Genomic DNA, 23,946 nt, shown 5'->3' on the forward strand with positions numbered 1-23,946 from the left:
TAAAAACACAGGGCTCTGCGAAGTCGCAAGACGACGTATAGGGTCTGACGCCTGCCCGGTGCCGGAAGGTTAAAAGGAGGAGTGAGAGCTCCGAATTGAAGCCCCGGTAAACGGCGGCCGTAACTATAACGGTCCTAAGGTAGCGAAATTCCTTGTCGGGTAAGTTCCGACCTGCACGAATGGCGTAACGACTTCCCCGCTGTCTCCAGCATAGACTCAGCGAAATTGAATTCTCCGTGAAGATGCGGAGTTCCCGCGGTCAGACGGAAAGACCCCGTGCACCTTTACTACAGCTTGACAGTGGTATTAGCGATTATTTGTGTAGGATAGGCGGGAGTCTATGAAACCAGGGCGCCAGCTCTGGTGGAGACATCCTTGAAATACCGCCCTGATAATTGTTGGTATCTAACCGCGGCCCATGAACCTGGGTCCGGGACCCTGTCTGGTGGGTAGTTTGACTGGGGCGGTCGCCTCCCAAAGAGTAACGGAGGCGCGCGATGGTGGGCTCAGAGCGGTCGGAAATCGCTCGTTGAGTGCAATGGCATAAGCCCGCCTGACTGTGAGACTGACAGGTCGAGCAGAGTCGAAAGACGGCCATAGTGATCCGGTGGTCCCGCATGGAAGGGCCATCGCTCAACGGATAAAAGGTACGCCGGGGATAACAGGCTGATGATGCCCAAGAGTCCATATCGACGGCATTGTTTGGCACCTCGATGTCGGCTCATCGCATCCTGGGGCTGGAGCAGGTCCCAAGGGTTTGGCTGTTCGCCAATTAAAGCGGTACGTGAGCTGGGTTTAGAACGTCGTGAGACAGTTCGGTCCCTATCTGCCGTGGGTGTCGGAAAATTGAGAGGAGCTGCCCCTAGTACGAGAGGACCGGGGTGGACGTATCTCTGGTGGACCTGTTGTTGCGCCAGCAGCATAGCAGGGTAGCTATATACGGAAGGGATAACCGCTGAATGCATCTAAGCGGGAAGCCCCCCTCAAAACCAGTTTTCCCTTGAGAGTCGTGGAAGACCACCACGTTGATAGGCCAGATGTGGAAGCGTGGCGACACGTGAAGCTGACTGGTACTAATTACTCGATTGTCTTGATCTTGAAGATGCTCATGTCCGGCGAACGCTTCGTCGAACAAAGCAACACCTCGAAAATACAGATCAGAATGTCTCTTCAATCCTTGGATCTAACGCGCTGACCGGGTGGTTATTGCAGGGGGACCGCACCCGTTCCCATCCCGAACACGGCCGTTAAGACCCCTAGCGCCGATGGTACTGCATCTTAAGGTGTGGGAGAGTAGGTCGCTGCCCGGTCTGCACGCTAGATCTAAGTCCTCCATAACATGATCAAACATAACGCCCCCGAGCCAAAAGCCGGGGGCGTTCTGCTGTCCAAATTCCACTCACAACTCAACAAAACAAACACAAGACCAGCCGCCTGCGGGGCCGTAAGGCCGCAGCCTTTTCCCCGGATGGCACCTTAGTTCGCGCCCGCTCCGGCGATCCGCCAGGCGAGCGTCTCGCCGGCGTGGAAGGGGCTGATCATGGCGCCGTTGGCCTCGATGCGCGCCGGCACGGGCTGCGGGTTGCGTTCCAGGACGATCTGGTCGGTATTCAGCGGCAGGCCGTAAAAGCGCGGACCATGTTCGGAGGCGAAACCCTCGAGGCGATCGAGTGCGTTTTCTTCTTCAAAGGTCTTGGCGTAGCTCTCGATCGCGTGGGGAGCATTGAAAACGCCGGCGCAGCCGCAGGCGGCTTCCTTGGCTCCGATGGGGTGGGGCGCTGAGTCCGTGCCAAGGAAAAACTTGGCCGATCCGGACGTTGCGGCGCGGCGCAGGGCCAGACGGTGCTGTTCCCGCTTGGCCACCGGCAGGCAGTAGAAATGCGGGCGAATGCCGCCCTCGAACATGGCATTGCGGTTGAATTCGAGGTGATGCGGCGTGATTGTCGCCGCCAGCGTCGGACCACCGGCCTCGACGAAGGCGACCGCGTCGGCCGAGGTGATATGTTCGAAGACGATCTTGAGCTCGGGGAAGTCGGCGATCAGCCCTTTGAGGATCCGCTCGATGAAGACCGCCTCGCGGTCAAAGATGTCGACATGGCGATCGGTGACCTCGCCATGCAGCAGGAGTGGCATGCCGATCCGTTGCATGGTCTCCAGCACACCATGGATATGCTTGATGTCGGTGACGCCATGATCGGAATTGGTGGTCGCATTGGCCGGGTAGAGCTTGCAGGCGGTGAACACCTGGTCGGCAAAGCCTCGCTCGATCTCGGCCGCGTCGATCGTGTCCGTCAGATAGCAGGTCATAAGTGGCGTGAAATCGAGGCCGGGCTCGACGGCGTCCAGGATACGCTGTCGATAGGCGTCTGCTGCGGCGACGGTGGTGACCGGCGGGGCGAGGTTCGGCATGACGATGGCGCGGGCAAACTGCCGCGCTGTGAAATTCACCACCGAGGACAGCATCGCCCCGTCCCGCAGGTGGACATGCCAGTCATCCGGTCGGCGCAGGACAAGCCGGTCGACGGCGCTGATTTCGGCTGCGGCGGTCGGATGCGGCGTTGCGTCGGTCATCAGTCTCGGGCCCCTGGAAAGCGTGGTGGCGTGTCAGTTCAAGCGTTGGCCGGACCATAACCCGGTTTGTCGCAACCCAGCTAGATGGATGCAGTGGCTGACTGCACGACGGGTGCAACAAACCTACCGGCCACGTCGAGGGCGGCTTCGTCCGTTCCGGCCAGTCGATCCGCTGATGCGATGACGTCATCAGTCGATTCTCGGGAAGCGGTCGCCAGCAACGGGATGCACCACGATTTGTCCCTGCCGGAAGAACCGGGACGGACACAATTATCGCGTGTCCGGGCGTGCACTCTCGCGCAGGCCGGCCCGGCGAGCGGCGGTGAAAAAGGGGACATGAAAAGTCCGCGCACACACCATTCTCGCGCACCGTTCCCGCCCACCATTCCAGCGCACGCATGCCGCGCCTCGCCGGAGCGCCGGTCTGTCATCCGTGACCCGGGTGTCGTTTCCTGAAATGCGGGCGAGAACATGCCGTCACAAATGCTGTCATACATGTCGCGGAAACATCTGGTGCCGGCTGAGGGACTCGAACCCCCGACCCCCTGATTACAAATCAGGTGCTCTACCAGCTGAGCTAAGCCGGCATCCAGAAACGGTCTGATACGCGGGCGCGGCGGGCGCGACAAGTGTTTGCTGCAATTGCGCCCGCCTCCATCCCTGCCAGCCCCGTCAGTCCTTGACGGCGACCTTGTCGAGTACGGTCAGAAGGACGGCCATGACCACGAAACCGGTCAGCATGTGGGCACCGTCGAGCACCAGCAGCATCAGCGGCTGAAGGGCGTAGATGATGTCATAGCTCATGGTGGTCAGGACAAAGCCGGCCCACTGGAAGACGGACCATTTGATGGCCGGGACGAGACCGTCCGCCTTGAGCGCCTTGAGGGCAAAGCCCAGCACGCCGGCGACCAGCAGGCTGAGCACAAAGCCGGCCCCCATGGTCGCGCCCATCGAGCCTTCCATGCGGGCTTCGTCGCTGGCGCCAAACCCCCACAGCCCCATCCAGAGATCAGCAAAAAGCACACCGTAGAAAAGCGCTCCGATGAACCAGAGCGCGATGCCGGCAACCAGCACGGCGATGATATTCAATCCAAAAATTCGCGGCATTTCCTGTTTCCTCCCCATGGCAGGGCTTGTATGTCTCGCCCTGCGAGGCGATGTCCCCCGAGACTCGCCTGTCACGCGAGCACTTTACTCCAATATCCGCGCGAGAGAAGAAGTCTGATTATGGCCCGTATACTGATCACCAGCGCTCTTCCCTACATCAATGGCGTCAAGCATCTGGGCAATCTGGCGGGGTCCATGTTGCCGGCCGATGTCTATGCGCGCTTTCAGCGCCTTCGCGGCCATGACGTCCTCTATATCTGCGCCACCGACGAGCACGGCACGCCAGCCGAACTGGCTGCCGACGCGGCCGGCATGGATGTGCGCGCCTATTGCGACGAGCAGCATGATATCCAGAAGCGGGCCGGCGACGGGTTTTCCCTGAGCTATGACTATTTTGGCCGCACTTCGAATGCGCCCAATATCCGCCTGACCCAGCATTTCGCGGATGTGCTGGAAGCCAAGGGGCTGATCGTCGAGCGCGTCGAGGAGCAGGTCTTCTCGATCGATGATGACCGCTTCCTGCCGGACCGCTATGTCGAGGGAACGTGCCCGCATTGCGGTTTCGAGCGTGCCCGCGGGGATCAGTGCGACAGCTGCGGCCGCCTGCTCGAGCCGACCGATCTGAAAGAACCCTATTCGAAGATCTCCGGTTCGAAGAATCTGGAAGTGCGCGAGACCAAGCATCTCCATCTCGTCCAGACCAAGATGGAAAGCCGGATCCGCGACTGGGTCGATGCCGCCACCGAATGGCCGAGCCTGGCCAAGTCGATTGCCTATAAATGGCTCGATGAGGGCTTGCGTGACCGGTCGATCACGCGGGACCTGAAATGGGGTGTGCCGGTCGCCCATGAGGGCACGCCGCGCGAAGGCTTCGAGACCAAGGTCTTCTATGTCTGGTTTGACGCCCCGATCGGCTATATCGGCGCCACGGCAGAATGGGCCGAGGCCGGGAACGGTGATTGGGAAAGCTGGTGGCGGACCGACAAGGGTGCCGACGACGTCACCTATGTCCAGTTCATGGGCAAGGACAATGTCGCCTTCCACACCGTCTCCTTCCCGGCCACGATCCTCGGCTCGGAAGAGCCGTGGAAGACGGTCGACAAGCTGAAGGCCTTCAACTGGCTGACCTGGTATGGCGGCAAGTTCTCGACCTCGGAAAAGCGCGGCGTCTTCATGGACCAGGCGCTCGATATCCTGCCGGGTGATTACTGGCGCTGGTATCTCACTGCGAACGCGCCGGAAGGCTCGGATGCGGCCTTTACCTGGGAGCATTTTCAGGGGCTGATCAATTCCGACCTGGCGAATGTTCTGGGCAATTTCGTCAACCGGATCACCAAATACACCGTCGCCAAGTTTGACGGCAGCTTGCCCTCCGCCGGCAGGCCGGGTGAGGACGAGGCGTGGATGGCGGCCGAGCTTGATCAGCGTCTCCCGGCCCTGATCGCCCATATGGAAGCAATGGAGTTCCGCAAGGCGGCGGCGGAAGTGCGCGCCATCTGGGCGGCCGGCAATGAATACCTGACCAGGGCCGAGCCCTGGGTGAAGTACAAGAGCGATGTCGACGCGGCCGCGGTTGGTGTGCGAACCGGTCTCAACCTGGTCGCCTTGTTCGGTATCCTCGCCCAGCCTTTCATCCCCGAGGCGGCCGCGAAGATCCTCGACGCGGTGGGTGTGCCGACGGACAGGCGCAGCTGGGAATTCGGGGATATTCCGGCCTTGCTCGATACCCTGCCGCATGGCCTCGCCATTACCCCGCCGGATGTGCTCTTCGCGAAGATCGAGGATGCGCAAGTGGCGGAGTGGACGGAGCGCTTTGGCGGGGCGCCGGGCGAGTAAGGCGCTCTGCCCCGCCCGCTCGCCTGGTTTCAGGCGCTATAAGGTATTGATCCCGTGCCGGGAATTCGCTCCGTGACGAAGACGTCGTTGAGGCGCATGCCCGCTTCGCGGCACCGTTGGGTGGCCTTGACGAACTCTTCGTCACGAGGCCCACTGGCCGACAAGAACTCAATGGGGGGATGGGCGCGGGCGCGCTCATCATTGACGCTATGAAACGTCTGACAGTTGCGCTTGCTGCCTGTGTCTTCGCGGGAACTGCCACCGCCCAGCCCGATCCCGACTGGCGTCCCGTCGCCCCGGAAGATCTTCTTCTGATCGAGGTCGAGGACGGCACCATCGCCATCGAGCTGGCCGACTGGATCGCGCCCAACCACGCCGATCGCATGCGCCAGGCCGCGCGGGACCGCTTTTTCGACGGGCTCAGCTTCTATCGCGTGATTGATGGCTTCGTGGCCCAGGGCGGGCGCGGTGAGGAGGCGGACTCGGTCGAGCTGCCAGAGTATCCGACCCTCGCCGGTGAGTTCACGGTCCCGGCCGACAGCGTCACCTTCACGGCCATGATGGATGCGGACCTGTATGCGCCGACGGTCGGTCATGTCGACGGCTTTCCCGCGGCCAGAAACGAAGCGGGCGACGAAGTCTGGCCGATCCATTGCCCCGGCACGGTCGCCATGGCGCGCGACAATGATCCGGACAGCGGGGATGTCGAATTCTACATCGTGATCGGGCACGGGCCGCGCCATCTTGACCGCATCATGTCGGTCTTCGGTCGTGTGATTGACGGCATGGAGCATGTCCAGGCCCTGCAGCGCGGCGACCCGGCGGTGAATTCCGGGGTGATCGCGGACCCTGTGGAGCGCGACACCATCCTGTCCGTCCGTATGGCCTCCGACCTTCCACCGGCCACGCGTCCGGCTTATGAGGTCATGCGAACCGACGGGCAGGCCTTCTTCAATGCCAAGCAGGCCCGCCGCAACCGGACGCATGAATTCTTTTTCGAAACCCCGCCGCCGGTGATCGAGGCCTGTCACATGCCCGGCCCGGTGCGGTTAGCCGAACAGCCGTTTGATGACTGACACACCCGATACCTACGCTCCTCTCGACATTGTCGGTATCGCCATGGATTGCGATGCGCTGGACGCGCTCGACGCGCCGCTGGCCTTCGCCGTGGCGTCGGACGATCCGTGGATGATCAATGCCGGCATTCTGGCCATCGGCCATGCGGCCCGTCGTTTCCAGTCCTATCCGGCGGCCCTGAAGGACTCGCTGTGGGCGCGGGTACATGACTTCCCGCAGGCCGAGCAGTTGCGCCCGGCTTGCCTCGCGGCCCAGGAAGATATCCGCCATTTCAAGGCCAAGCCGGTCTAGCCAGGCTGCGTGCGTGCTCCGGTCAGCCCCAGTCGCGGCGACTCAGCCAGACAATCGCGGCGGCGAAGGCAAGAACACCGCCGATACCGCCCATCATCACGGCAAGCTCCGCACGGCCGGCATCCGCGGCGAGCACGTTTACCGGCATCAGCCACGGAAAATACAGACCCGCCTGCGCCGAGGTCGCAGCGACCGCGACGAAGGTCCCGCCGATGCCGACCGAGACCGGGACGGCGAAGCTGCGAAAGCGCATGGCCAGGGTCCACTGGATCGCCATGACCAGGAGGCCGGCCACAAACATCAGGCCATAGAGGCGCAAGGCGAGGCGGGTGTCGAAGGCGCCGGTCATTGTCAGCTCGGGGTTGAGCATCAGCCCGACGGTGGTGCTGGCATAGCTGGCCAGGGCGACGGCGAGGCTCATGACGGCCAGCAAGCTGGTGCTGACGAGTGCCTTGGCCAGGAAAATTTGCCAGCGCGGGACCGGCAGGGCGAGGGTGTGTGACCAGGTGCTCGGACCATGCTCGACCTGGGCGATCAACGCCGTCACGCCGATCACGCTCATCGGCAGCAGGAAATATCCCCAGACCGCCGAGCCGGCCATGATGATGATGGCCCAGTCCTCGGGGGCATTGCCGCTGGCCACGGCGAGAACGCCGAGCGCGAACACCATCAGCGGCGGCGTTGCGGCGACTAGCAGGACGAGGGACCGGCGCAGCTTTGTCGTTTCGGCGATAAGGGTGTTGATCATGCTGCGGCCTCCGCAGATCCGGTCAGGGTCATGAAGGTTGTTTCCAGATCGGCGCGTTCCAGGCGCAGCTCGCTGACCGTACAGCCAGCGGTGTGAAGCGCGGCATTGAGTGCGGCCGCCCGATCCGGTGTGATCGCGACCGGGTCGGCAAGGGTGAAGCGGTCCTGTTCCCGGATCACATCGGTGAAGCCCGCCGCACCAATGACGGTTTCAGCATTATCGGCCGGACTGGCCGTGACCAGCAGGCGCGGGGTTTGCTGCTCGGACAGCGCCGCCATGGTCCCGTCGAAGAGGACATGGCCGTTCTTCAGAAGGCCGACATGCGTGGCGACCTGTTCGATCTCCGACAGCAGGTGACTGGACATGAAGATGGTCGCGCCGGTCCGGTCCGGCAAAGCGCGGATCAGGGCGCGCATGTCGCGAATCCCGGCCGGATCCAGCCCGTTGGTGGGCTCGTCAAGGATCAGCAGGCGCGGTTCGGCGAGCAGGGCCCGCGCGAGGCCCATGCGCTGTTTCATGCCGAGTGAATAGTGCCCCACCCGGCGATCCGCCGCGGCGCGCATGTCGACAAGATCAAGCGCCTGATCGATCAGGCCGGGTGCGAGACCCAGTAGGAGCCGGGTCACATCGAGGTTCTCGCGACCGGTGAGGTTGGGGAAAAGCGCCGGGGTCTCGATGACTGCGCCGACACTGGCGAGGGCCTTGCTGCGCGCTCGGGCGAGGTCGTGGCCATTGATGGTGACGCGTCCGGAGCGTGGTGTCAGCAAGCCCATGGCGCAGCGGATGGCTGTCGTCTTGCCGGCTCCGTTGGGTCCGAGAAAGCCGTAGATCGCGCCGGCCGGTATGGCGAGGTTGACTGCGTTCAGGGCTGTCGTCCTGCCGTAGCGCATCGTGACGTTGTCAAGGGATAGGACCGTATCTGTCATGGTGCCAGTAGGCGACGACGACCCGCCCGGTGACAAGGGCCGCGAGCTGCGGGGGCAGCGGGATTGTGGAAATCCGCGTCCCGCTCACCCTCGCACAGGCAGCGCGCATTGACCTTTGCCCGTTAGCTGGGTCGAATGGCGTCAGCTCATTGAGGGGAGTTCGATCATGAAACGCAATCTGTTCTCGGCCGTCGCCGCCGTCACGCTGGCACTGGCCATTCAGCCCGTTGCGGCCGCCTTCCAGGACGAGCCGGGCGATGACGCCCTTCGGCACGCCATTGCGGCTGACTACGAAGCGCATCTGGAAGCACTCTACCAGCATTTCCACGCCAATCCCGAGCTCTCCTTCCGCGAGACCGAGACGGCTGCCCGTCTGGCCAGCGAGCTTCGCGCGCTTGGCTTCGAGGTCACCGAGGGGGTCGGTCAGACCGGCATCGTTGCAGTGATGGAAAACGGTGAGGGGCCGACCCTCATGCTGCGCGCCGACATGGATGGCCTGCCGGTGCCCGAGCAGACCGGTCTGGACTATGCCTCGCAAGTGACGGGCACCGACCTTCGCGGCGTCGAGAGCCCGGTCATGCATGCTTGTGCCCACGATACCCACATGACCGCCCTGGTCGGTGCGGCCCGGCAGCTGGTCGAGCGGACCGATGAATGGTCCGGCACACTGGTGCTGATTGGCCAGCCGGCCGAGGAGCTCGGAGAGGGTGCGGTCGCGATGATTGAAGACGGTCTGTTCGAGCGCTTCCCGCAGCCGGACTTCAACGTCTCCTTCCACACCTTCTCGGCCATCCCGACCGGCACGATTACCTATGTGCCGGGATATGCGATGGCGAATGTCGATTCCGTCGACATCTATGTTCAGGGGCGCGGGGGTCACGGGGCCTATCCGCATACCACCAAGGACCCGATCTATCTGGCCTCGCAGATCGTCGTGTCGCTGCAGTCCCTGGTGTCGCGCGAAGTCTCGCCGCTCGAGCCGGCCGTGGTGACCGTCGGCGCCTTCAACGCCGGCACCAAGCACAACATCATTTCGGACCAGGCCCATCTCCAGCTCACCGTGCGCTCCTATACCGATGAAGTGCGCGAGCAACTGCTTTCCGGCATCCAGCGCATCGCGGCCGCCCAGGCTGCCTCCTACGGGCTGACCCCGGAGGAGTATCCGCGGGTGGAGATCGAGGAGACCTATACGCCGGCCCTCTACAACAGTCCCGACCTCGCGGCGCGGGCGGTCGAGGCGATGCGGGCCCGTTTCGGGGCCGAGGCCGTTGTTGAAACCTCACCGGTGATGGGCGGAGAGGACTTCTCGCAATATCACCGGACCGCAGCCAATATCCCCACCTTCATGTTCTGGGTCGGCGGCACGACCAGCGAACGTCTGGCCGATTACACCGCCCGCGGCCTGGTCCCGCCCTCGAACCATTCGCCCTTCTTCGCGCCGGACGATCCGGAAGGCTCCATCACCCAGGCTGCCGAAGCGATGACCGCTGTCGCGCTCGACATCCTGGCCGGTAGCGGAGCCGAATAGGCATGGGTGGCACGACGCGCCGGAGCTTCACCGGGGCGAGCTGGGAGAACCAGGTCGGGTATTGCCGCGCCATCCGGCGCGGCAATCTCGCCTGGGTCACCGGTACGGTTGCGTTGGGGGCCAATGGCGAGCCCTTCGCCATTGGTGACCCGGAAGCCCAGGCCCGGCGCTGTTTCGAGATCATCGCCGCGGCACTGGCTGATGTGGGCGGGACGATCGAGGATGTGGTGCGGACGCGGATGTTTGTGACCGACATCGATCATTGGGAGGCGTTCGGCCGGGCGCATGCCGCGGTTTTCAGGGACCATCCACCGGCCACCACCATGGTCGAGATATCCCGTTTCATCGGCCAGGATTTCCTGATCGAGATCGAGGCCGATGCCTGTTTCGATACCGACTGAGACTGCGCGTAACGGAGACGCCCATGACTGATGTCACACTCTATCTCTGCCCGAGAACGCGCAGTTTCCACGCCTTGTGGATGCTCGAGGAAATCGGCGAGCCCTATGAGCTACGCGTGGTCAACATTCGCGACGATATTCAGTCCGAGGCTTATAGCGCGGTCAATCCGATGCGGAAGGTCCCGGCGCTTGATGTCGGCGGAGAGCTGATCACCGAAAGCCCGGCCATCTGCGCCTGGCTGGCTGATCGCTATCCCGGGCAAGGGCTGGCCCCTGCGGTTGATGCGCCGGGTCGCGGCAGCTATCTGCGCTGGCTCTTCTTCGCCGGATCCGCCATGGAGCCCGCCTTCATCGACAAGGCCATGTCGCGCGAGACGCCGCGGCAGATGGCTGGCTGGGGCGATCTTGCCTCGGTCAAGGCCACGCTCGCCCAGGCGCTTGATGGCAAGGATTATTTGGTCGGGGACCGGTTCACGGCGGCCGATCTCATGGTCGGCTCGACGCTGAATTTCATGATGAATTTCAAACTTCTCGAGCGCACCGAGCCGTTCGCGGCCTATGTCGACCGCCTGGTCAGCCGCCCGGCGTTCAAACGCGCGATGGAGCGTGAAGCCGAATTGGCGGATGAGGGGTGATCGCTGATTGCGGGCATCAGGGCCGGCGTCTAGGCTCGCCCCAGATTTTGAGAGGAAATCCATGTCTTTGATTCCGGCTGATAATGCCGTTGCATCCGTGGCGGCGCTCTTTGCGATCGCGGCCGCCGGTTTTCTCATGGAAAAGACCCGCATCGGCGCGCTCCTGACCGGTGCGGTCTGGGCCATCCTGTTTGCCATCCTCGCGTCGAATATCGGGCTCATCCCGCAGGATTCGGAAGGCTATTCTTTCGTATTTCGCTATTTCGTCCCGGTGTTGATCCCGCTCTTCCTGATGAAGGCGGACCTGCGCAGGATTCTCTTCGAGACGGGGCGGATGACCGGCGCCTTTGCCCTGGCCTGTCTGGGCACGGTAGCCGGCGCCGTGGTCGCCTTCTCGCTGATTGCGCTTCCGGACTATGAGGCCGGTGTCCGCACGGCAGACATGGTGTCACGCGAATCCGGGGCCGTCGGAGCCTTCATTGCGACCTATATCGGCGGGTCGGTGAACTACGCGGCGCTGCTGGACGTGACCCGGCTGGGCGAAGCCGACCCGGCCTTCATCTCCGCGGCCACCGCGGTCGACAACCTGTTTTCGGGGCTCTTCCTCGCCCTTCTCGCCGTGATGCCGGGCGTCAGCTGGATCGCGAGCCGCTTCGTCAAGCGCGACCACAGCCAGGGCGACGTCGTTGTCGAGGAAACGCCCGGCAAGGTCACCGCCGCCTCGCTCGCCTATTCACTGACCTTCGCCCTGATCGTTGTGGCACTCGGGGACATGATCACGGCGCTCCTGTCGAGCCAGTTCGGGGAGGGCGCCGGCAATTGGCGCTATGCCATCATTACCGTGCTGGCGCTGATCCCGGCGACGGCCTTTCCCAAGACCATGGCCAGCCTGCATGGCGGCTATGAAATCGGGATTGCCCTGAGCTTCGTCTTTTTCGCCGCCATCGCGGCCGGGGCGGATGTCGTCGGGCTGGTGCAGTCAGCACCGATGCTGATCCTGATCATCGCAATCCTGCTGGCTGTGCACGGGCTGGTCGTGTTCGGGCTCGGCTCGATCTTGCGCTTCTCCCTGCCGGAATTGATCACCGCCTCGAATGCGGCGATCCTTGGCGCCACCACCGCGCCGGCGCTGGCAGCGGCAAAGGGCTGGAAAGACCTGGTGACACCGGGGGTTCTGGTCGGGGTGCTCGGTTATGCGGTCGGGACTGTGATCGCCACCGCGATTTTCCAGATCTGGCCGGGCTGACACGACCGACAGGATGACGCAGTCGTCATCTTCCGGACAGCGCATCGCAGGGCGACGTTCTCCATTATCACCGAGGCTTGCATCCGATCCGGTATCGGCATGCATCAGGGGATAAACACGTGAACAGGGACGACCCATGACCAAGACCTTCCTTCTCTCCACAGGCGCCGCGCTGGCCGGCCTCGCACTCTTCTCGGTTGCTGCAAGCGCGACCCAGTTGGCCGGAGCGCCGCAGAGCTATTCCGGCACCGCACTGGAGATCGAGAATTTCGTCGGACGGATCGAGATCCGCACCGGCAGCGCCGACACCGTTAGCGTGGCCATGACCAATACCGGCGGCCATGTCGACGATCCGGTTGTCAGCGACGCCGGCGGGACCGTCCGCATTGATGGCGGACAGCGCCTGCGCAATGTCAGCTGCAACACCCGCAACAACACCACGACGATCGGCCTCAACCGGGGTCAGCGGCATAATATCGATGAATATCCCAGCCTTGTGATCACGGCCCCGGCCTCGCTCGCTCTTGAGCTCGAGAACAGCGCCTTTATCGGCCAGGCGGGTGATCTCGGCTCGCTCACGATGAACATGCGCAGCTGCGGCCGCTTCACGGCCGGTGACGTCACCGGCGACGTGAGATTGCGGATCAGCGGATCGGGCGACGTGACGACGTCGTCGATAGGTGGTCGCGCCTGGATCGACATCAACGGGTCCGGGGATGTTGTGACGGGCCCGGTCGGCGACGAGGCCAGCATTGAGATTTCCGGCTCCGGGGATGTTCTGACCGGTGATGTCAGCGGCGATGCCGAGGTCGAGATCAACGGGTCTGGCGATGTCGCGTTCGGGAGCGTTGCAGGCCTGGCGGTAAACGTCTCCGGATCCGGAGACGTCGAGGCGGCATCGGTCAATGGCGCCTTCTCAGCCCGGATTTCCGGGTCGGGCGACATCGAGGTGCATGGCGGCCGCGCGGAACCTTTTGAGGCCTCCGTCAACGGCTCGGGCGATATTGCCTTCGGCGGTACCGCCGTCAATCTGACGGTCCGCGAGAATGGTGGTGGCGACATCTCGGTCGAGGCGATCGAGGGCAGCGTGAACTGGACCCGCAATGGCCGGACGGTCATGCGTGTCGGCAACGCCAACTAGCCAAGAACCAAACCATTAGGCAGGTGGCGTCTCGTCCCGGACGGGACGCCATTTTGCTGCTTCGTAGAGGGCGATCGCGGCGGCGTTCGAGACATTGAGGCTCTCAACCGCCCCGGTCATCGGAATCCGCACCAGCTGATCGCAGCACTCGGCGACGCGCTGGCGCAGGCCCTTGTCCTCCGACCCCATCACGAGAACCAGGCCCGGACCCCAGCCCTTGCCATCCGGTGCGGCGATCGCCGTCGCCAGGTCCAGCTCGGCCTCGCCGGCCAGTCCCAGCACATGCCGCCCTGCCTTGCGAAATTCGAGCAGGGTATCGGCGATATTGGTGACGCTGACATGGGGGACCCGCTCAGCGGCACCGACTGCGCTCTTGCAGACGGTCCCGAACAGCGGCGGTGCCTTGCGGTCCTGCATGACAACGGCACGGATCCCGAAAGCGGCTGCCGAACGCAGGATCGCACCGACATTGTGCGGGTCAGTGATCTGGTCGAGGACAAGCAGGGCGCCATGGGTCGGGTCGATCACGCCATTGACCGATTCAGCGGGCAGGGCCCGGGCCTTGGCCGCGAAGCCCTGGTGTACAGCCCCGTCGGGCAGCACGTGGTCAATGGCTCTCGGCTCGACCTGCTCGTGATCGGTCCCGGCCGGAAGCTCTCGCGCGGCATTGCGGGTGACCTTGAGTTCAAGGATTTCGCGACGCTTGTTGGCGACTGCAGCGAGCACCGCATGGCGCCCCCAGACCCAGCCGGAATCGCTTGCTCCTGCAGGCTTGGAGCGGCGGGTGTAATCGGTCCGTTTGGAGGTGTTGCGCATGGGAGTCTTCGTCACTATAGTCCGCGCTCCTGTTTTGGGGCGGTCGCTTGATTTGCCGAGGCATAACATGCCTCTTCGCAAGCTGAGACTGTTTCTTGCAGGACTCCGAAAGGCCGGTTAAATCGCGGCCTGAAGGCACCCTGTGGAGGGGTGGTCGAGTGGTTAAAGGCACCAGACTGTAAATCTGGCCGCGAGAGCGTACGCTGGTTCGAATCCAGCCCCCTCCACCATTTTCCGGCTGACGACGTCGCCGGCCCTGCCTCCCTCCCGTCGATAGGTCCTTGGTCGCTTGGTCCTTGAGCGCCTTCTCCGCATGGCGGTCGCCTCAGCCAGAATGTTGTGCCCGATTTAGCCGGTTGAAACCATTTGCTGGCATGGTGGTCGGCCTGCATCTGGAGAGTGCCTTTCATGCTCAGGCGTTACTGGCCCAAAAGTCAGCCCGATCAGCATGTCGACGTCGCGTCGCGGCGCTCGCTTGCCGGGTTCTGCGTGCTGGCCGGTTCGGCCGGAGTGGCGGTCACCCTCGTCAATATGCGCTTCTTTGCCGACACCCCCGAGGCGATTACCATTGGTGGCATCGCATCCGTGCTGTGCCTGCTCGCGCCGATCTGGGTCAATGCCAATGCGGCGTTCAAATTCCGGGCGCGTGTGGTTGGCTTTGGTGTGCTGGCCTTGCTGACGGTCCTTGCCGTGATGGGGCGAACCCTCATTACGCCCAGCAATCTCCTGATGATCCCCGGGATCATGACCTTCGCCCTCGCGGTGGGGTGGCGCACCGGGCTGAGCTATCTGGTGGCGACGCTGTCGATTTATGTCTGGTGCGTGATGCAATCCTCGCAGGTCGACGCCCAGTCCGTCACCAGCTACGGCCTGACGCTGCTTGCCGCACTCGGTGGCATGGCGATCTTCGTTTTCGTCGGCGCCACCATCTTCCGCAGCGAGATGATCAATGCCGCCGAACGGCTCGAGCGTGCCAAGCGCTCGGCCGAGGCGGCAACCGATCATTTTCGCGAGCGGGCCGCGACGGACGCGCTGACCGGCGCCGCCAACCGCACGTCGATTGACAAGCTGCTCAGCGCCAGTGTCGACCGCTGCCGCGAGACCGGGACCCCGTTCGCCGTCGTCGTCTTCGACCTGGATCACTTCAAGCGGGTCAATGACACCTATGGCCACCTGGCCGGTGACCGGGTGCTGATCGAGGTGGTTCGCGCAGTCCGGTCAGTCATTCGCCCGACCGATACGCTGGGGCGAATTGGCGGAGAGGAGTTTGCGGTCATCCTGGACGGGGTTGCCGGAGAGGCCGCCGTCCGTCTGACCGAGCGGATGCGCGAGGCGATCGAAAGCGTTGCCATCGATGTCGAGGGCCGCGGACGTGTGCGACCGACCGCCAGTTTTGGCCTGGCCGATGGCCATCCTGACCTGACCCCGAACGATCTGCTCGAACAAGCCGATCAATGCCTGTACCAGGCCAAGCGAAGCGGCCGAAACCGTCTTGAATTCAGGACCGAGTCCGACAGTCAGGTCGCCTCTATAGCGACCGCGAAGCGGGCCTGAGCGCGCGGCGTCTCTCTGCCGCGGGCGATCCCGCCGGCCCGTCGCCTCCCGTCGCCCGGCCACGGATCCTTGCGGGTGATCGGGTGCGATTTTGCTGCAGCACACGTGCAACACCCCTCTCGACCTCGCGGATGCTTGTCGCTAGACAATATGAGGCCGTTAGGTCTCGCGGGTATAGCACAATGGTAGTGCAGCAGCCTTCCAAGCTGAGGATGCCGGTTCGATCCCGACTACCCGCTCCAACCTTCTCCGGATGATCAGATCCTTGCCCCAAGCCGTGACGGGACCGGTGTCGTTCTCGCGCTGGCCGTGATGCGCGCGCTCATCGTCTTGCCATTTCGCCGGGCGGCCTCCGGGCCTAGTGTGATAAGGCGATGACGGATTTCCTTGCTCAGACCTCCGAAGCCTGGCTGCTGGCGAGCCTGTTCGCCGGCGCTCTTCTGGATGCCTTGCCGGGGCCGTGCCTGTTCGTATTTGGCGAAGTCTTTTTTCTGACGGCGGGCAATCTGGCTCACGAGACCGGGTCTGCCTGGCCGGTCCTTGCCGTTCTTGCCGGAGCCCTGATGGCCGACCAGATCGGCTATTTTCTCGGCAGCAAGTTGTCTGGAGCCTTGCGCCGCCTGGCGTTGCGGACCAGTCGACGCCGAGCCGCCTGGCGCCGGGCGCGGGCGGGTCTCGAAGCGCGGGCGATCCTGTTTGTCGCCGTCAGCCGATTGATGGGGCCTGTCGCGTGGATCACGCCGACCCTGGCCGGCAGCCTCGACATCTCCTGGCTTCGGTTCTCGATCGGGTCGCTGCTCGGCGTCCTGATCGGGGTTGGCCAGTTTGTGCTCTATGGATGGCTGCTGGCGGCCGGCTCCGGCCTCATCGGCTTCGATCTGGGCCGTTTCGTGATGACTCATGCCGCTTCCATCCTGATCGGAACAAGCGCGCTGGGGTTTATGTCTGTTGTTATCTGGCGCGGGCTCGCCAGTCGCCCGCCGTCTGCTCGATGATCCCGACAATGCGCTGTACCGCGCGCGCCGGGTCCGGCAGGCTGGCCGCCAGGCTTCGGGCTGCCCAACGGGTCTCGTCCGCCAGGGCGTGGCCGATCAGCATGTCGATCTCGTCGGCCTTTGGCCGCGGCGTTCTCGCATGCCCCGCTACGCCACGAGCGGTGAGCATGTGGGCGTTCCAGAACTGGTCGAGGACTTGCGGCAGAATGATCTGAGGGCAGCCGGCCCGGCTCGCCGTGTCCAGGGTTCCGGCGCCGCCATGGTGGATCACGGCCGCACAATGCGGGAAGAGATGGTCATGGGGCAGGGCGCCGGCAACGAAGTGCGGTCCGAGCGGGCCGGGGGGATGCCCGGCCAGGCTGGTCGCAATCACGGCCCTCTGGCCCGCCGCCTCGAGGCGCCCGAGCCAGGACGCCAGCAAGGCATCGCTGTCCGCTACCTCCATCGAGCCTAGCCCCAGATAAACAGGCGGCTGTCCGCTTGCGAGAAAGGCTGCGAGGGTCTCCGGGAGGGCGCTGTTTGGGGACTGCAGGGCCGGATAGTCGACCAGGTGGCTGGCCGGGTCAAAGTCGGCGGGTGACGTGACGCCGAGCGCCGCTGGCAGGGCGGTGAGCCGTGTCAGCGGCTCGCCAAGGTGACGACCCAGATTTGCGAAGCCGGGCCGGGGCACGGGAACGAGACGGCGTCTTGCCTTGCCGAGGCTGGCGGCGAGCCCGGCCAAGGCAAGGCTGACCGCCAGATAGCTGGCTTGGTTGAGCAGGGGCCCCATCGGCCGCCGGGCAATCATGGCGCAGGGCAGCGCACCGGTTGGTGTTATGACCGGCTGCAATGCCATCAGGATGAAGGGCAGGCCGGCGTGTTCGGCGGCAATCCGGGCCGGCACGGCAATCGGATTGGCAAGGACCAGATCGGCACCGCGCGCGGCCTCGAGCGATCGCTCCAGTACATCCTCGAGATGGGGCCGGATCATCACCGGCCAGTCACGGAAGAAGCGGACTGGACCGCGCAGCGTGCCGCGCGCCCGCGAGCGCTGCATCCAGTCGCTGACGGAGAAGGCGGGCGGCGTGGCCACCTGCACGCCGAATTGCCGGATCAGGGCCGAATAGTCGCGGGGCGCCAACAGGCTGATCGTGTGCCCGGCATCCATCAGGGCGCGCGCCAGGGTGAGAAACGGCAGGATGTCACCGCGCGTTCCGAGGGTCTGGATCGAGATCTTCATGGGCAGGACCGGACCACACGGCGCAGCTTGCGGGCATCCGACACGGGCAGGGCCTCGGCCCGCGCGTCGATCTCGACCTGGGCCCCGTGGCGCACAAAGAGCGCGGACAGCGCCCGTTGGGCATCCGGCAGAGCGGCGGCACTCTGGCGCGGCAGGCGCAGGTCAACCCGATCCGGTGCGATCTGGGTGACACGGAAATCATTGATGCAGGGGCCCGCATCGATCACGGCATTGCGGATAACGTCCGGGGTTACCGCGACCGGGGGCAAGTCGGTGGCACCCGGAGGCCGGGCGAGCAGGAAGACATCATCCATCCGGCCGACAACGGCGCGTACTACGGTAAAGGCGGATCCGCAGGGGCAGGGGGCGGGATCGAGGTCCAGCAGATCATTCATCCGGTAGCGCAGCATGATCTGGCTGCGTCTTGTGAAGTCGGTGATGACGGGGGCGAGCAGGGTCTCGCTCCCGGGCGCAGTCTCCCACTCAAAGGCGACATGGTCTTCCAGCAGGTGGAGGCGGCCTTGCGGACAGGCCACGGCGAACAGACCCTCCGTCGCCATGTAGATCTCGCGAACGGGACTGCCGAAGCGGGCCTCGATGATCCGCCTGTCTGCCGGGTCGAGTACTTCGGCACCGGAAAACACATGGCGGGGCGCGAGCGCGCTGTCGCGCTCGGCGAGCCGGCGCAGGACCTTGGGCGGTGCGATCACGACGTCCGGTCGCCAGGCTTCGACCGCGCTCGCCTGCCGGTCCAGCCCGTCATTGAGGTTGAAGAAGCGCAGGGCGAGGCGACCGCTTTCATTGGCGGCGTCATAGAGGCGGCTATTGGCCGACAGCATCACCGCAACGCGCAGGCGCTGACGCCAGAAACCGGGCAGGCCGCGCGCCAGGATGACGCCGAGCCAGGCATGTCGTTCGGCGTCGGAAACAACATAGAAGCCGCGATTGCCGCTGGTGCCGGTGCTGGCGCCGACGGCAAAGCCGCGCGGTGCGGTGCCGTCCTGCCAGGCCTTGCGGGCCGCCTGCGCGTCCAGGCCCAGGATATTGTAGCGCTCGAACGCGGCCATCATCCCGGCCTTGTCGATCGGCGCATAAGCCTCCAGCCGGCGGCTGCCCTGGCCCTCATAAGCGGCGACGGCGGGAATTCGCCTGGCGAGGAAGTGCTTGAGTGACCGGGCCTGCCAGGCCTCGATCGCCGTCCGGCTGGTCAGTCGCGACGCGAGCCAGCGGGCCCGGGCATAGGCGGCGAGTATGTCGATCGCGGGCGGGCGGATCATCCGGTGGCCGATCCGTATTCGGGAAGGATGTCCGGGTCGTGGCAATAGATCACGGCGCCGCCCTGCTCGCTGAACTGGCGAATGCGCCGGGCGGTGGAGCGGGCGAGGTCGGCATCATCCAGGATCAGCGCCGCGGGGCCCCCGGGCTGGCGGTCTTCCATGACGGCCTGGTGCAGCCATTGTGCGTCGGCAGCATAGAGCAGGGGCGTCTCGAACTGCGTAAAGCACAGGCCGACATGGCCGCGCATATGACCCGGCAGCGGCACCGCGAGGACGCTGCCATCGCCAAACAGATCGCGGGCCGGTCCCAGTCCCAGCGGCGCCGGGCGCTCCGGGCAGGCGTTGATGTCCGCGATCCGGTCGAGCGCATCGGGCGGCAGCAATTCCGCGAAGACGCCATGCCGCAGCCGGATTGGTCCGGCCGCCAGATAGTGCTCAAGCGCCGTCTTGTCGGCGATGATGCGGGCATCGGGATAATCGCGCAGGGCCGCGACATGGTCGGCGTGCAGGTGGGTGAGGATGATCGTGCGGGCGTCCGGCTGCGCGTCCGGCAAGGTCGCCATGGTCAGGCGCGGTCGGAGCAGGGCCGCATAAATCCGCAGGGCAAATGAGCGAGGGCCGGTGGTGACCCGGTGATTATAGCCGGTATCGATCAGGCAGGTGCCCGCCGCGCCATGCTCGAAGACGCCGTAGCGCACCGGAATGTCCAGAATCTGTCCGCGACCGCCCTTCAGGACCAGCCATTCCGGAGCCCGAATGATGGCCGAGTTCGGAAAGCTGAGGCTATGGATCATGGCGACACCGTTGTGAAGGTCCGCTCCAGCCCGGTCTGGAAATCAATCCGGGGCGACCAGCGAAGTGTGTCGCGCGCGGCCGACAGGTCGAGGGTCTGGCTGAAAGCAAAAATGCCGATCCCGTAGGCGGTGACGGGCGGTTCGGGCCGGTGCGGCAGGCGACGGCAGATGGTCTCCGAAACACGGGCAGCACCGAGGGCCAGCGAGACCGGGAGCGGGCGCCAGCGAATGGACAGGCCGGTCCGGGCTGCTGCCGCCTCCACGATCTCCCGTATGGCCATCGGCTGGCCGCCGGAGATATTGAAAACCCGGCGTTCGGGACCGGCATTGGGCATGGGTGCGAGATCCAGCGCGGCTTCCACCGCGCTGACCACATCATCGACATGGGTCAGGTCGGTGACGGCCGCCCCGTCCCGCAGCAGCGGCAGGGCGCGGCTGGCCGCGGCTTTCAGGAGGCGCGGCAGTAGCGCTGTGTCACCCGCGCCGTAAAGCCCGCGCGGGCGCAGTAGAATGGGGTCCAGCGTGGTTTCGCCAAGAACCAGTCCTTCCGCCTGTCGCTTGGTGCGGGCATAGCTGTTGACCGGCTCGCCCAGCGGCTGCTCCTCGCGCACATCAAGCTGGTCCGCGAAGCGGAAATAGACGCTGGGGGTCGAGATGTGAACAAAGCGACGCGCGCCGCGGGCCCGCGCCGAGTGCAGGACATGGCGGGTCCCGTCAACATTGGCTCGTTGGAAGGCCTGGTCCGGGCCCCACGGACTTGAGAGCGCCGCCGCATGGACGCAGGCATCGACGCGGTCTGTCGGGGGCAGGGGGGCGAGCGCGATATCGTGCGCGATTGTGTCCGCGCCGGCCTGCGCCAGGGCCTCCAGCCGATCCGCATTCCGTCCGACCGCGATCACGGTGTCGCCCCGGTCCAGTAGGCGCCGGACCAGATGGCCGCCGAGAAATCCTGTCGCGCCGGTGACCAGAATACGCATGACGCTAGCTCTCCAGCCCGATGCCGCCCAGGGACAGGCCGGCCGAGGTGCCGATCATCAATATCTTCATGCCCGGCCGGATCCGGCCCTCGGCGCGGGCGCTGGACAGAGCGACCGGAAGAGACGCGGCGATCAGGTTTCCCGTGTCGGCGACATGGTTGAAGACCCGGTCAGCATCAAAACCGCTGCGTCGGGCCATATGAGCGAGGGCGAGGGGTGAGGCCTGGTGGGGAATGACAAGATCGACCTCGTCGGCGCGCCAGCCCAACCGGTCAAGAAGGGACGCAATGAACGCAGGAAGCTTCTCGGCGGATAGGCGGAAAACCTCCGGCCCGTCCATCCGGAACAGGGCGTGGGCTGCGAAGGCTTCGCGCTCGGTCCGGAAGTCGAACCGCGTCCCGCCGGCCGCAAGGGCGCAGTAGTCGTACGCCTCGCAATGGGTTTCCATAAGCACGTCGCGGAGCCGAAGCTCGACGCTTGCCCCGGTGGCGTTGGCGGACACGACAAGGGCGGCGGCGCCGTCGCCAAACAGGCCGGCCGTCTTGGGGTCGGTGTCCCAGGGCAGAGCCCGGGACGCGATCTCGGAGGTAACCACCAGAACCGTCCTCGCGCGGCCACTGGCGATATGCAGGCTGGCGAGGTCAAGGGCCGTCAGGGCGCTCAGGCAGGTCGCGTTGACGTCATAGGCGGGAAAGGCAAGATCAGCCCCGCCCAGTTCGCGCTTCACAAGCGGCGCCGTCGCCGGGATGGGCTGACGCCCGACCGCGGCGCCGAACAGCAGCAGGTCGATGTCGGCCATCGCGAGCCCGGCATCGTCAAGCGCCGCGCGAGCCGCCCGGGCGGCCATGGCTTCCTGACTGTCACCCGGGCCGGCGACGGTGCGGGAGCGGACGCCGCACAATCGTTCCAGCCAACCGGGCGTGCGGCCCAGCTCGCGGTCGATCTCCGTCGAATCACGGCGCCGCGAAGCGAGGCAGTGGGCGAGGCCGCGGATCACGGGCTGGATGTGTGTGTTCGACGCCCGGACCGGCTCGATCTGGCTGATTACCGACATGATATGCGACCTTTCCGACGGCATCTCCGGAGAAACCGTAGTCAGTCGCGCCGGGGCAAGGCAAGAAAAAAGACAAGAGCCGTGAATCGTATTTACCTGATTTATAGACGCTTTTTTCGGTCATGAGGCGTCGCGCAGGTGCCCGGGCCGGTCTGCCGGTGGAGAAAGCCGGCCCGAGCCATGCGATCGCCTCCGTCGAGGCTGAGGGCTCGGCGGTGGCCGGAGCGGCAAATACACGACGGGCCGGGCGCTCCGGTCGTTTCCGTTGACGATCTTGATGCGCGGTCTGCATTCGGGCTTGCATAGCCGGTCGGACCTTGTGTATCAGGCGCCATCCTAAACCGGGTGTGCGTGGCATGCCCATCCAATCAACCACCATGTCGATCGGCCATTCGTCTCCAGATCGACGCTGTAGAGGTGAAGATCGATGGCGAAGGAAAAGTTTCAGCGGACTAAGCCGCACGCGAACATCGGCACGATTGGTCACGTTGACCATGGCAAGACGACGCTGACGGCTGCGATCACGATGGTGCTGGCGGAAGCCTCCGGCGGTGTCGCGAAGGGTTATGACGAGATTGACAGCGCGCCTGAAGAGAAGGCGCGCGGCATCACGATCTCGACGGCTCACGTCGAATACGAGACGGCGAACCGTCACTACGCACACGTCGATTGCCCGGGCCACGCTGACTATGTGAAGAACATGATCACGGGCGCGGCACAGATGGACGGTGCCATTCTGGTTGTGAACGCCGCTGACGGCCCGATGCCGCAGACGCGTGAGCACATTCTTCTGGCTCGCCAGGTTGGCGTTCCGGCGCTTGTTGTCTTCCTGAACAAGGTTGACCAGGTTGACGATGAAGAGCTGCTCGAGCTGGTGGAAATGGAAGTTCGCGAACTTCTGTCCTCCTATGATTTCCCGGGCGACGATCTTCCGATCGTTGCGGGTTCGGCTCTGGCGGCTGTTGAAGGCCGTGACGACAATATCGGCAAGGACAAGATCCTTGAGCTGATGGCGGCAGTCGACGAATACATCCCGACGCCTGAGCGTCCGGTTGACCAGCCCTTCCTGATGCCGATCGAGGACGTGTTCTCGATTTCGGGCCGGGGTACGGTTGTGACCGGTCGTATCGAGCGCGGCATCGTCAAGGTTGGTGAAGAGATCGAAATCGTCGGTGTCCGTGACACCTCGAAGACGACCTGCACCGGCGTTGAGATGTTCCGCAAGCTGCTCGACCAGGGCCAGGCTGGCGACAATGTCGGCGTGCTTCTGCGCGGCGTGGATCGTGAAGGCGTTGAGCGCGGTCAGGTTCTGGCCAAGCCGGGCTCCATCACCCCGCACAAGAAGTTCGTGGCTGAAGCCTACATCCTGACCAAGGAAGAGGGCGGTCGTCACACCCCGTTCTTCACCAATTACCGTCCGCAATTCTACTTCCGCACGACCGACGTCACCGGCGTCGTGACGCTGAACGAAGGTACGGAAATGGTGATGCCGGGCGACAACATCGAAATGAATGTCGAACTGATCGTGCCGATCGCCATGGAAGAGAAGCTCCGCTTCGCTATCCGTGAAGGTGGCCGCACCGTCGGCGCCGGCGTCGTCTCGAAGATCATCGAGTAGACCCACCCGATATTGGTGACAGATCACGGCGCGTTCCATCCGGGGCGCGCCGTTTTCTTTTGTGGTCGCGCGGGAAAGCCTGCTGACGGCTCGTCTGGACAGTCCCGGACGGGCTGGATAGGTGTTTGGGGTCTG

20 protein-coding genes, 3 tRNA genes, 2 rRNA genes and 1 pseudogene (1 of these 26 only partly in view) are annotated in these 23,946 nt (G+C 64.4%); 15 read left to right on the top strand and 11 right to left on the bottom strand.

Going from position 1 to position 23,946, the window contains the following annotated elements; genetic code table 11:
* Together AAA969_RS03855 and rrf are read left to right on the top strand one after the other, a co-directional pair.
* A 23S ribosomal RNA gene (locus tag AAA969_RS03855) occupies nt 1-1,098 on the top strand; it begins 1,694 nt to the left of the window's first position.
* Nucleotides 1,099-1,195: 97 nt separating this feature from the next.
* Nucleotides 1,196-1,310 (top strand): 5S ribosomal RNA (gene rrf / locus AAA969_RS03860).
* Between the two features lie 166 nt (nt 1,311-1,476).
* Here rrf and pyrC read toward each other — a convergent pair.
* The 3 genes from pyrC to AAA969_RS03875 all read right to left on the bottom strand — a co-directional run bounded on the left by pyrC (nt 1,477) and on the right by AAA969_RS03875 (nt 3,678).
* On the bottom strand, nt 1,477-2,571 hold the full coding sequence (gene pyrC / locus AAA969_RS03865) for a dihydroorotase (protein WP_338243824.1): 1,095 nt from the start codon (nt 2,569-2,571) through the stop codon (nt 1,477-1,479).
* Between the two features lie 511 nt (nt 2,572-3,082).
* Nucleotides 3,083-3,158, bottom strand: a tRNA-Thr gene (locus AAA969_RS03870).
* A gap of 85 nt (nt 3,159-3,243) precedes the next feature.
* Nucleotides 3,244-3,678, bottom strand: coding sequence for a DUF1761 domain-containing protein (locus AAA969_RS03875; protein ID WP_338243825.1), 435 nt, complete (start codon nt 3,676-3,678; stop codon nt 3,244-3,246).
* Between the two features lie 120 nt (nt 3,679-3,798).
* Here AAA969_RS03875 and metG point away from each other — a divergent pair, with 120 nt between their 5' ends.
* The 3 genes from metG to AAA969_RS03890 all read left to right on the top strand — a co-directional run bounded on the left by metG (nt 3,799) and on the right by AAA969_RS03890 (nt 6,882).
* Complete coding sequence (gene metG, locus AAA969_RS03880; RefSeq protein WP_338243827.1) at nt 3,799-5,514, top strand: methionine--tRNA ligase; 1,716 nt, start codon at nt 3,799-3,801, stop codon at nt 5,512-5,514.
* Nucleotides 5,515-5,723: 209 nt separating this feature from the next.
* Nucleotides 5,724-6,590 (top strand): peptidylprolyl isomerase, encoded by an 867-nt coding sequence (locus tag AAA969_RS03885; RefSeq protein WP_338243829.1) that lies wholly within the window; start codon nt 5,724-5,726, stop codon nt 6,588-6,590.
* On the top strand, nt 6,583-6,882 hold the full coding sequence (locus AAA969_RS03890; RefSeq protein ID WP_338243831.1) for a hypothetical protein: 300 nt from the start codon (nt 6,583-6,585) through the stop codon (nt 6,880-6,882). The genes AAA969_RS03885 and AAA969_RS03890 overlap by 8 nt, the downstream gene beginning before the upstream one ends.
* A gap of 22 nt (nt 6,883-6,904) precedes the next feature.
* Here AAA969_RS03890 and AAA969_RS03895 read toward each other — a convergent pair whose 3' ends face one another.
* Both AAA969_RS03895 and AAA969_RS03900 read right to left on the bottom strand, forming a co-directional pair.
* A complete protein-coding gene (locus tag AAA969_RS03895; RefSeq protein WP_338243833.1) occupies nt 6,905-7,630 on the bottom strand; it encodes an ABC transporter permease in 726 nt (241 codons plus the stop codon).
* Nucleotides 7,627-8,520: an ABC transporter ATP-binding protein gene (locus AAA969_RS03900; protein WP_338243835.1), complete on the bottom strand. Its 894-nt coding sequence runs from the start codon at nt 8,518-8,520 to the stop codon at nt 7,627-7,629. The genes AAA969_RS03895 and AAA969_RS03900 overlap by 4 nt, the downstream gene beginning before the upstream one ends.
* A gap of 202 nt (nt 8,521-8,722) precedes the next feature.
* Between AAA969_RS03900 and AAA969_RS03905 the strand changes: the two genes are divergently transcribed.
* From AAA969_RS03905 to AAA969_RS03925, 5 genes and pseudogenes are all read left to right on the top strand, one after another.
* Nucleotides 8,723-10,084 (top strand): M20 metallopeptidase family protein, encoded by a 1,362-nt coding sequence (locus tag AAA969_RS03905; RefSeq protein WP_338243837.1) that lies wholly within the window; start codon nt 8,723-8,725, stop codon nt 10,082-10,084.
* A gap of 2 nt (nt 10,085-10,086) precedes the next feature.
* Nucleotides 10,087-10,485 (top strand): RidA family protein, encoded by a 399-nt coding sequence (locus AAA969_RS03910; protein ID WP_338243839.1) that lies wholly within the window; start codon nt 10,087-10,089, stop codon nt 10,483-10,485.
* Between the two features lie 23 nt (nt 10,486-10,508).
* A complete protein-coding gene (locus AAA969_RS03915) occupies nt 10,509-11,120 on the top strand; it encodes a glutathione S-transferase family protein (protein ID WP_338243841.1) in 612 nt (203 codons plus the stop codon).
* A gap of 61 nt (nt 11,121-11,181) precedes the next feature.
* Entirely contained in the window at nt 11,182-12,366 is a 1,185-nt protein-coding gene (locus AAA969_RS03920) for a DUF819 domain-containing protein (protein ID WP_338243843.1), read from the top strand.
* Between the two features lie 322 nt (nt 12,367-12,688).
* A pseudogene (locus AAA969_RS03925) lies at nt 12,689-13,429 on the top strand (GIN domain-containing protein); the annotation flags it as partial.
* 93 nt (nt 13,430-13,522) lie between these two features.
* Here the strand turns inward: AAA969_RS03925 and rlmB are convergent.
* The gene (rlmB, locus tag AAA969_RS03930) at nt 13,523-14,323 is read right to left on the bottom strand and encodes a 23S rRNA (guanosine(2251)-2'-O)-methyltransferase RlmB (protein ID WP_338243848.1); all 801 of its coding nucleotides are present in this window, start codon (nt 14,321-14,323) and stop codon (nt 13,523-13,525) included.
* Between the two features lie 144 nt (nt 14,324-14,467).
* Between rlmB and AAA969_RS03935 the strand changes: the two genes are divergently transcribed.
* The 4 genes from AAA969_RS03935 to AAA969_RS03950 all read left to right on the top strand — a co-directional run bounded on the left by AAA969_RS03935 (nt 14,468) and on the right by AAA969_RS03950 (nt 16,872).
* Nucleotides 14,468-14,553, top strand: a tRNA-Tyr gene (locus AAA969_RS03935).
* Nucleotides 14,554-14,731: 178 nt separating this feature from the next.
* Nucleotides 14,732-15,877: a GGDEF domain-containing protein gene (locus tag AAA969_RS03940; RefSeq protein WP_338243850.1), complete on the top strand. Its 1,146-nt coding sequence runs from the start codon at nt 14,732-14,734 to the stop codon at nt 15,875-15,877.
* A 168-nt stretch (nt 15,878-16,045) separates the two neighbouring features.
* Nucleotides 16,046-16,119, top strand: a tRNA-Gly gene (locus AAA969_RS03945).
* Nucleotides 16,120-16,251: 132 nt separating this feature from the next.
* Entirely contained in the window at nt 16,252-16,872 is a 621-nt protein-coding gene (locus AAA969_RS03950) for a DedA family protein (protein ID WP_338243852.1), read from the top strand.
* On the opposite strand, the gene AAA969_RS03955 is transcribed toward AAA969_RS03950, so the two are convergent.
* The 5 genes from AAA969_RS03955 to AAA969_RS03975 are packed head-to-tail and all read right to left on the bottom strand — an operon-like array spanning nt 16,829 to nt 22,193.
* The gene (locus AAA969_RS03955; RefSeq protein WP_338243854.1) at nt 16,829-18,091 is read right to left on the bottom strand and encodes a glycosyltransferase; all 1,263 of its coding nucleotides are present in this window, start codon (nt 18,089-18,091) and stop codon (nt 16,829-16,831) included. The two genes, AAA969_RS03950 and AAA969_RS03955, sit on opposite strands and share 44 nt — an antisense overlap.
* Complete coding sequence (locus AAA969_RS03960; RefSeq protein WP_338243856.1) at nt 18,088-19,368, bottom strand: hypothetical protein; 1,281 nt, start codon at nt 19,366-19,368, stop codon at nt 18,088-18,090. The genes AAA969_RS03955 and AAA969_RS03960 overlap by 4 nt, the downstream gene beginning before the upstream one ends.
* Nucleotides 19,365-20,162, bottom strand: a complete 798-nt coding sequence (locus tag AAA969_RS03965) for an MBL fold metallo-hydrolase (protein ID WP_338243859.1) — start codon at nt 20,160-20,162, stop codon at nt 19,365-19,367. Before AAA969_RS03965 ends, AAA969_RS03960 begins: the two co-directional genes overlap by 4 nt.
* Complete coding sequence (locus tag AAA969_RS03970) at nt 20,159-21,139, bottom strand: NAD-dependent epimerase/dehydratase family protein (RefSeq protein ID WP_338243861.1); 981 nt, start codon at nt 21,137-21,139, stop codon at nt 20,159-20,161. The genes AAA969_RS03965 and AAA969_RS03970 overlap by 4 nt, the downstream gene beginning before the upstream one ends.
* Before the next feature lie 4 nt (nt 21,140-21,143).
* Nucleotides 21,144-22,193: a 3-oxoacyl-ACP synthase III family protein gene (locus tag AAA969_RS03975; protein WP_338243864.1), complete on the bottom strand. Its 1,050-nt coding sequence runs from the start codon at nt 22,191-22,193 to the stop codon at nt 21,144-21,146.
* 427 nt (nt 22,194-22,620) lie between these two features.
* Here AAA969_RS03975 and tuf point away from each other — a divergent pair, with 427 nt between their 5' ends.
* Entirely contained in the window at nt 22,621-23,811 is a 1,191-nt protein-coding gene (gene tuf / locus AAA969_RS03980; protein ID WP_338243866.1) for an elongation factor Tu, read from the top strand.
* The last annotated feature ends 135 nt before the right edge of the window (nt 23,812-23,946 follow it).

Source organism: Maricaulis maris, assembly GCF_036322705.1.
GTDB lineage: Bacteria > Pseudomonadota > Alphaproteobacteria > Caulobacterales > Maricaulaceae > Maricaulis > Maricaulis maris_B.

Excerpts from the sequence above, each read along its gene's own strand:
- pyrC (WP_338243824.1), bottom strand. The coding sequence starts at position 2,571 with ATGACCGACGCAACGCCGCATCCGACCGCCGCAGCCGAAATCAGCGCC.
- AAA969_RS03875 (WP_338243825.1), bottom strand. The coding sequence starts at position 3,678 with ATGCCGCGAATTTTTGGATTGAATATCATCGCCGTGCTGGTTGCCGGC.
- metG (WP_338243827.1), top strand. The coding sequence starts at position 3,799 with ATGGCCCGTATACTGATCACCAGCGCTCTTCCCTACATCAATGGCGTC.
- AAA969_RS03885 (WP_338243829.1), top strand. The coding sequence starts at position 5,724 with ATGAAACGTCTGACAGTTGCGCTTGCTGCCTGTGTCTTCGCGGGAACT.
- AAA969_RS03890 (WP_338243831.1), top strand. The coding sequence starts at position 6,583 with ATGACTGACACACCCGATACCTACGCTCCTCTCGACATTGTCGGTATC.
- AAA969_RS03895 (WP_338243833.1), bottom strand. The coding sequence starts at position 7,630 with ATGATCAACACCCTTATCGCCGAAACGACAAAGCTGCGCCGGTCCCTC.
- AAA969_RS03900 (WP_338243835.1), bottom strand. The coding sequence starts at position 8,520 with ATGCGCTACGGCAGGACGACAGCCCTGAACGCAGTCAACCTCGCCATA.
- AAA969_RS03905 (WP_338243837.1), top strand. The coding sequence starts at position 8,723 with ATGAAACGCAATCTGTTCTCGGCCGTCGCCGCCGTCACGCTGGCACTG.
- AAA969_RS03910 (WP_338243839.1), top strand. The coding sequence starts at position 10,087 with ATGGGTGGCACGACGCGCCGGAGCTTCACCGGGGCGAGCTGGGAGAAC.
- AAA969_RS03915 (WP_338243841.1), top strand. The coding sequence starts at position 10,509 with ATGACTGATGTCACACTCTATCTCTGCCCGAGAACGCGCAGTTTCCAC.
- AAA969_RS03920 (WP_338243843.1), top strand. The coding sequence starts at position 11,182 with ATGTCTTTGATTCCGGCTGATAATGCCGTTGCATCCGTGGCGGCGCTC.
- rlmB (WP_338243848.1), bottom strand. The coding sequence starts at position 14,323 with ATGCGCAACACCTCCAAACGGACCGATTACACCCGCCGCTCCAAGCCT.
- AAA969_RS03940 (WP_338243850.1), top strand. The coding sequence starts at position 14,732 with ATGCTCAGGCGTTACTGGCCCAAAAGTCAGCCCGATCAGCATGTCGAC.
- AAA969_RS03950 (WP_338243852.1), top strand. The coding sequence starts at position 16,252 with ATGACGGATTTCCTTGCTCAGACCTCCGAAGCCTGGCTGCTGGCGAGC.
- AAA969_RS03955 (WP_338243854.1), bottom strand. The coding sequence starts at position 18,091 with ATGAAGATCTCGATCCAGACCCTCGGAACGCGCGGTGACATCCTGCCG.
- AAA969_RS03960 (WP_338243856.1), bottom strand. The coding sequence starts at position 19,368 with ATGATCCGCCCGCCCGCGATCGACATACTCGCCGCCTATGCCCGGGCC.
- AAA969_RS03965 (WP_338243859.1), bottom strand. The coding sequence starts at position 20,162 with ATGATCCATAGCCTCAGCTTTCCGAACTCGGCCATCATTCGGGCTCCG.
- AAA969_RS03970 (WP_338243861.1), bottom strand. The coding sequence starts at position 21,139 with ATGCGTATTCTGGTCACCGGCGCGACAGGATTTCTCGGCGGCCATCTG.
- AAA969_RS03975 (WP_338243864.1), bottom strand. The coding sequence starts at position 22,193 with ATGTCGGTAATCAGCCAGATCGAGCCGGTCCGGGCGTCGAACACACAC.
- tuf (WP_338243866.1), top strand. The coding sequence starts at position 22,621 with ATGGCGAAGGAAAAGTTTCAGCGGACTAAGCCGCACGCGAACATCGGC.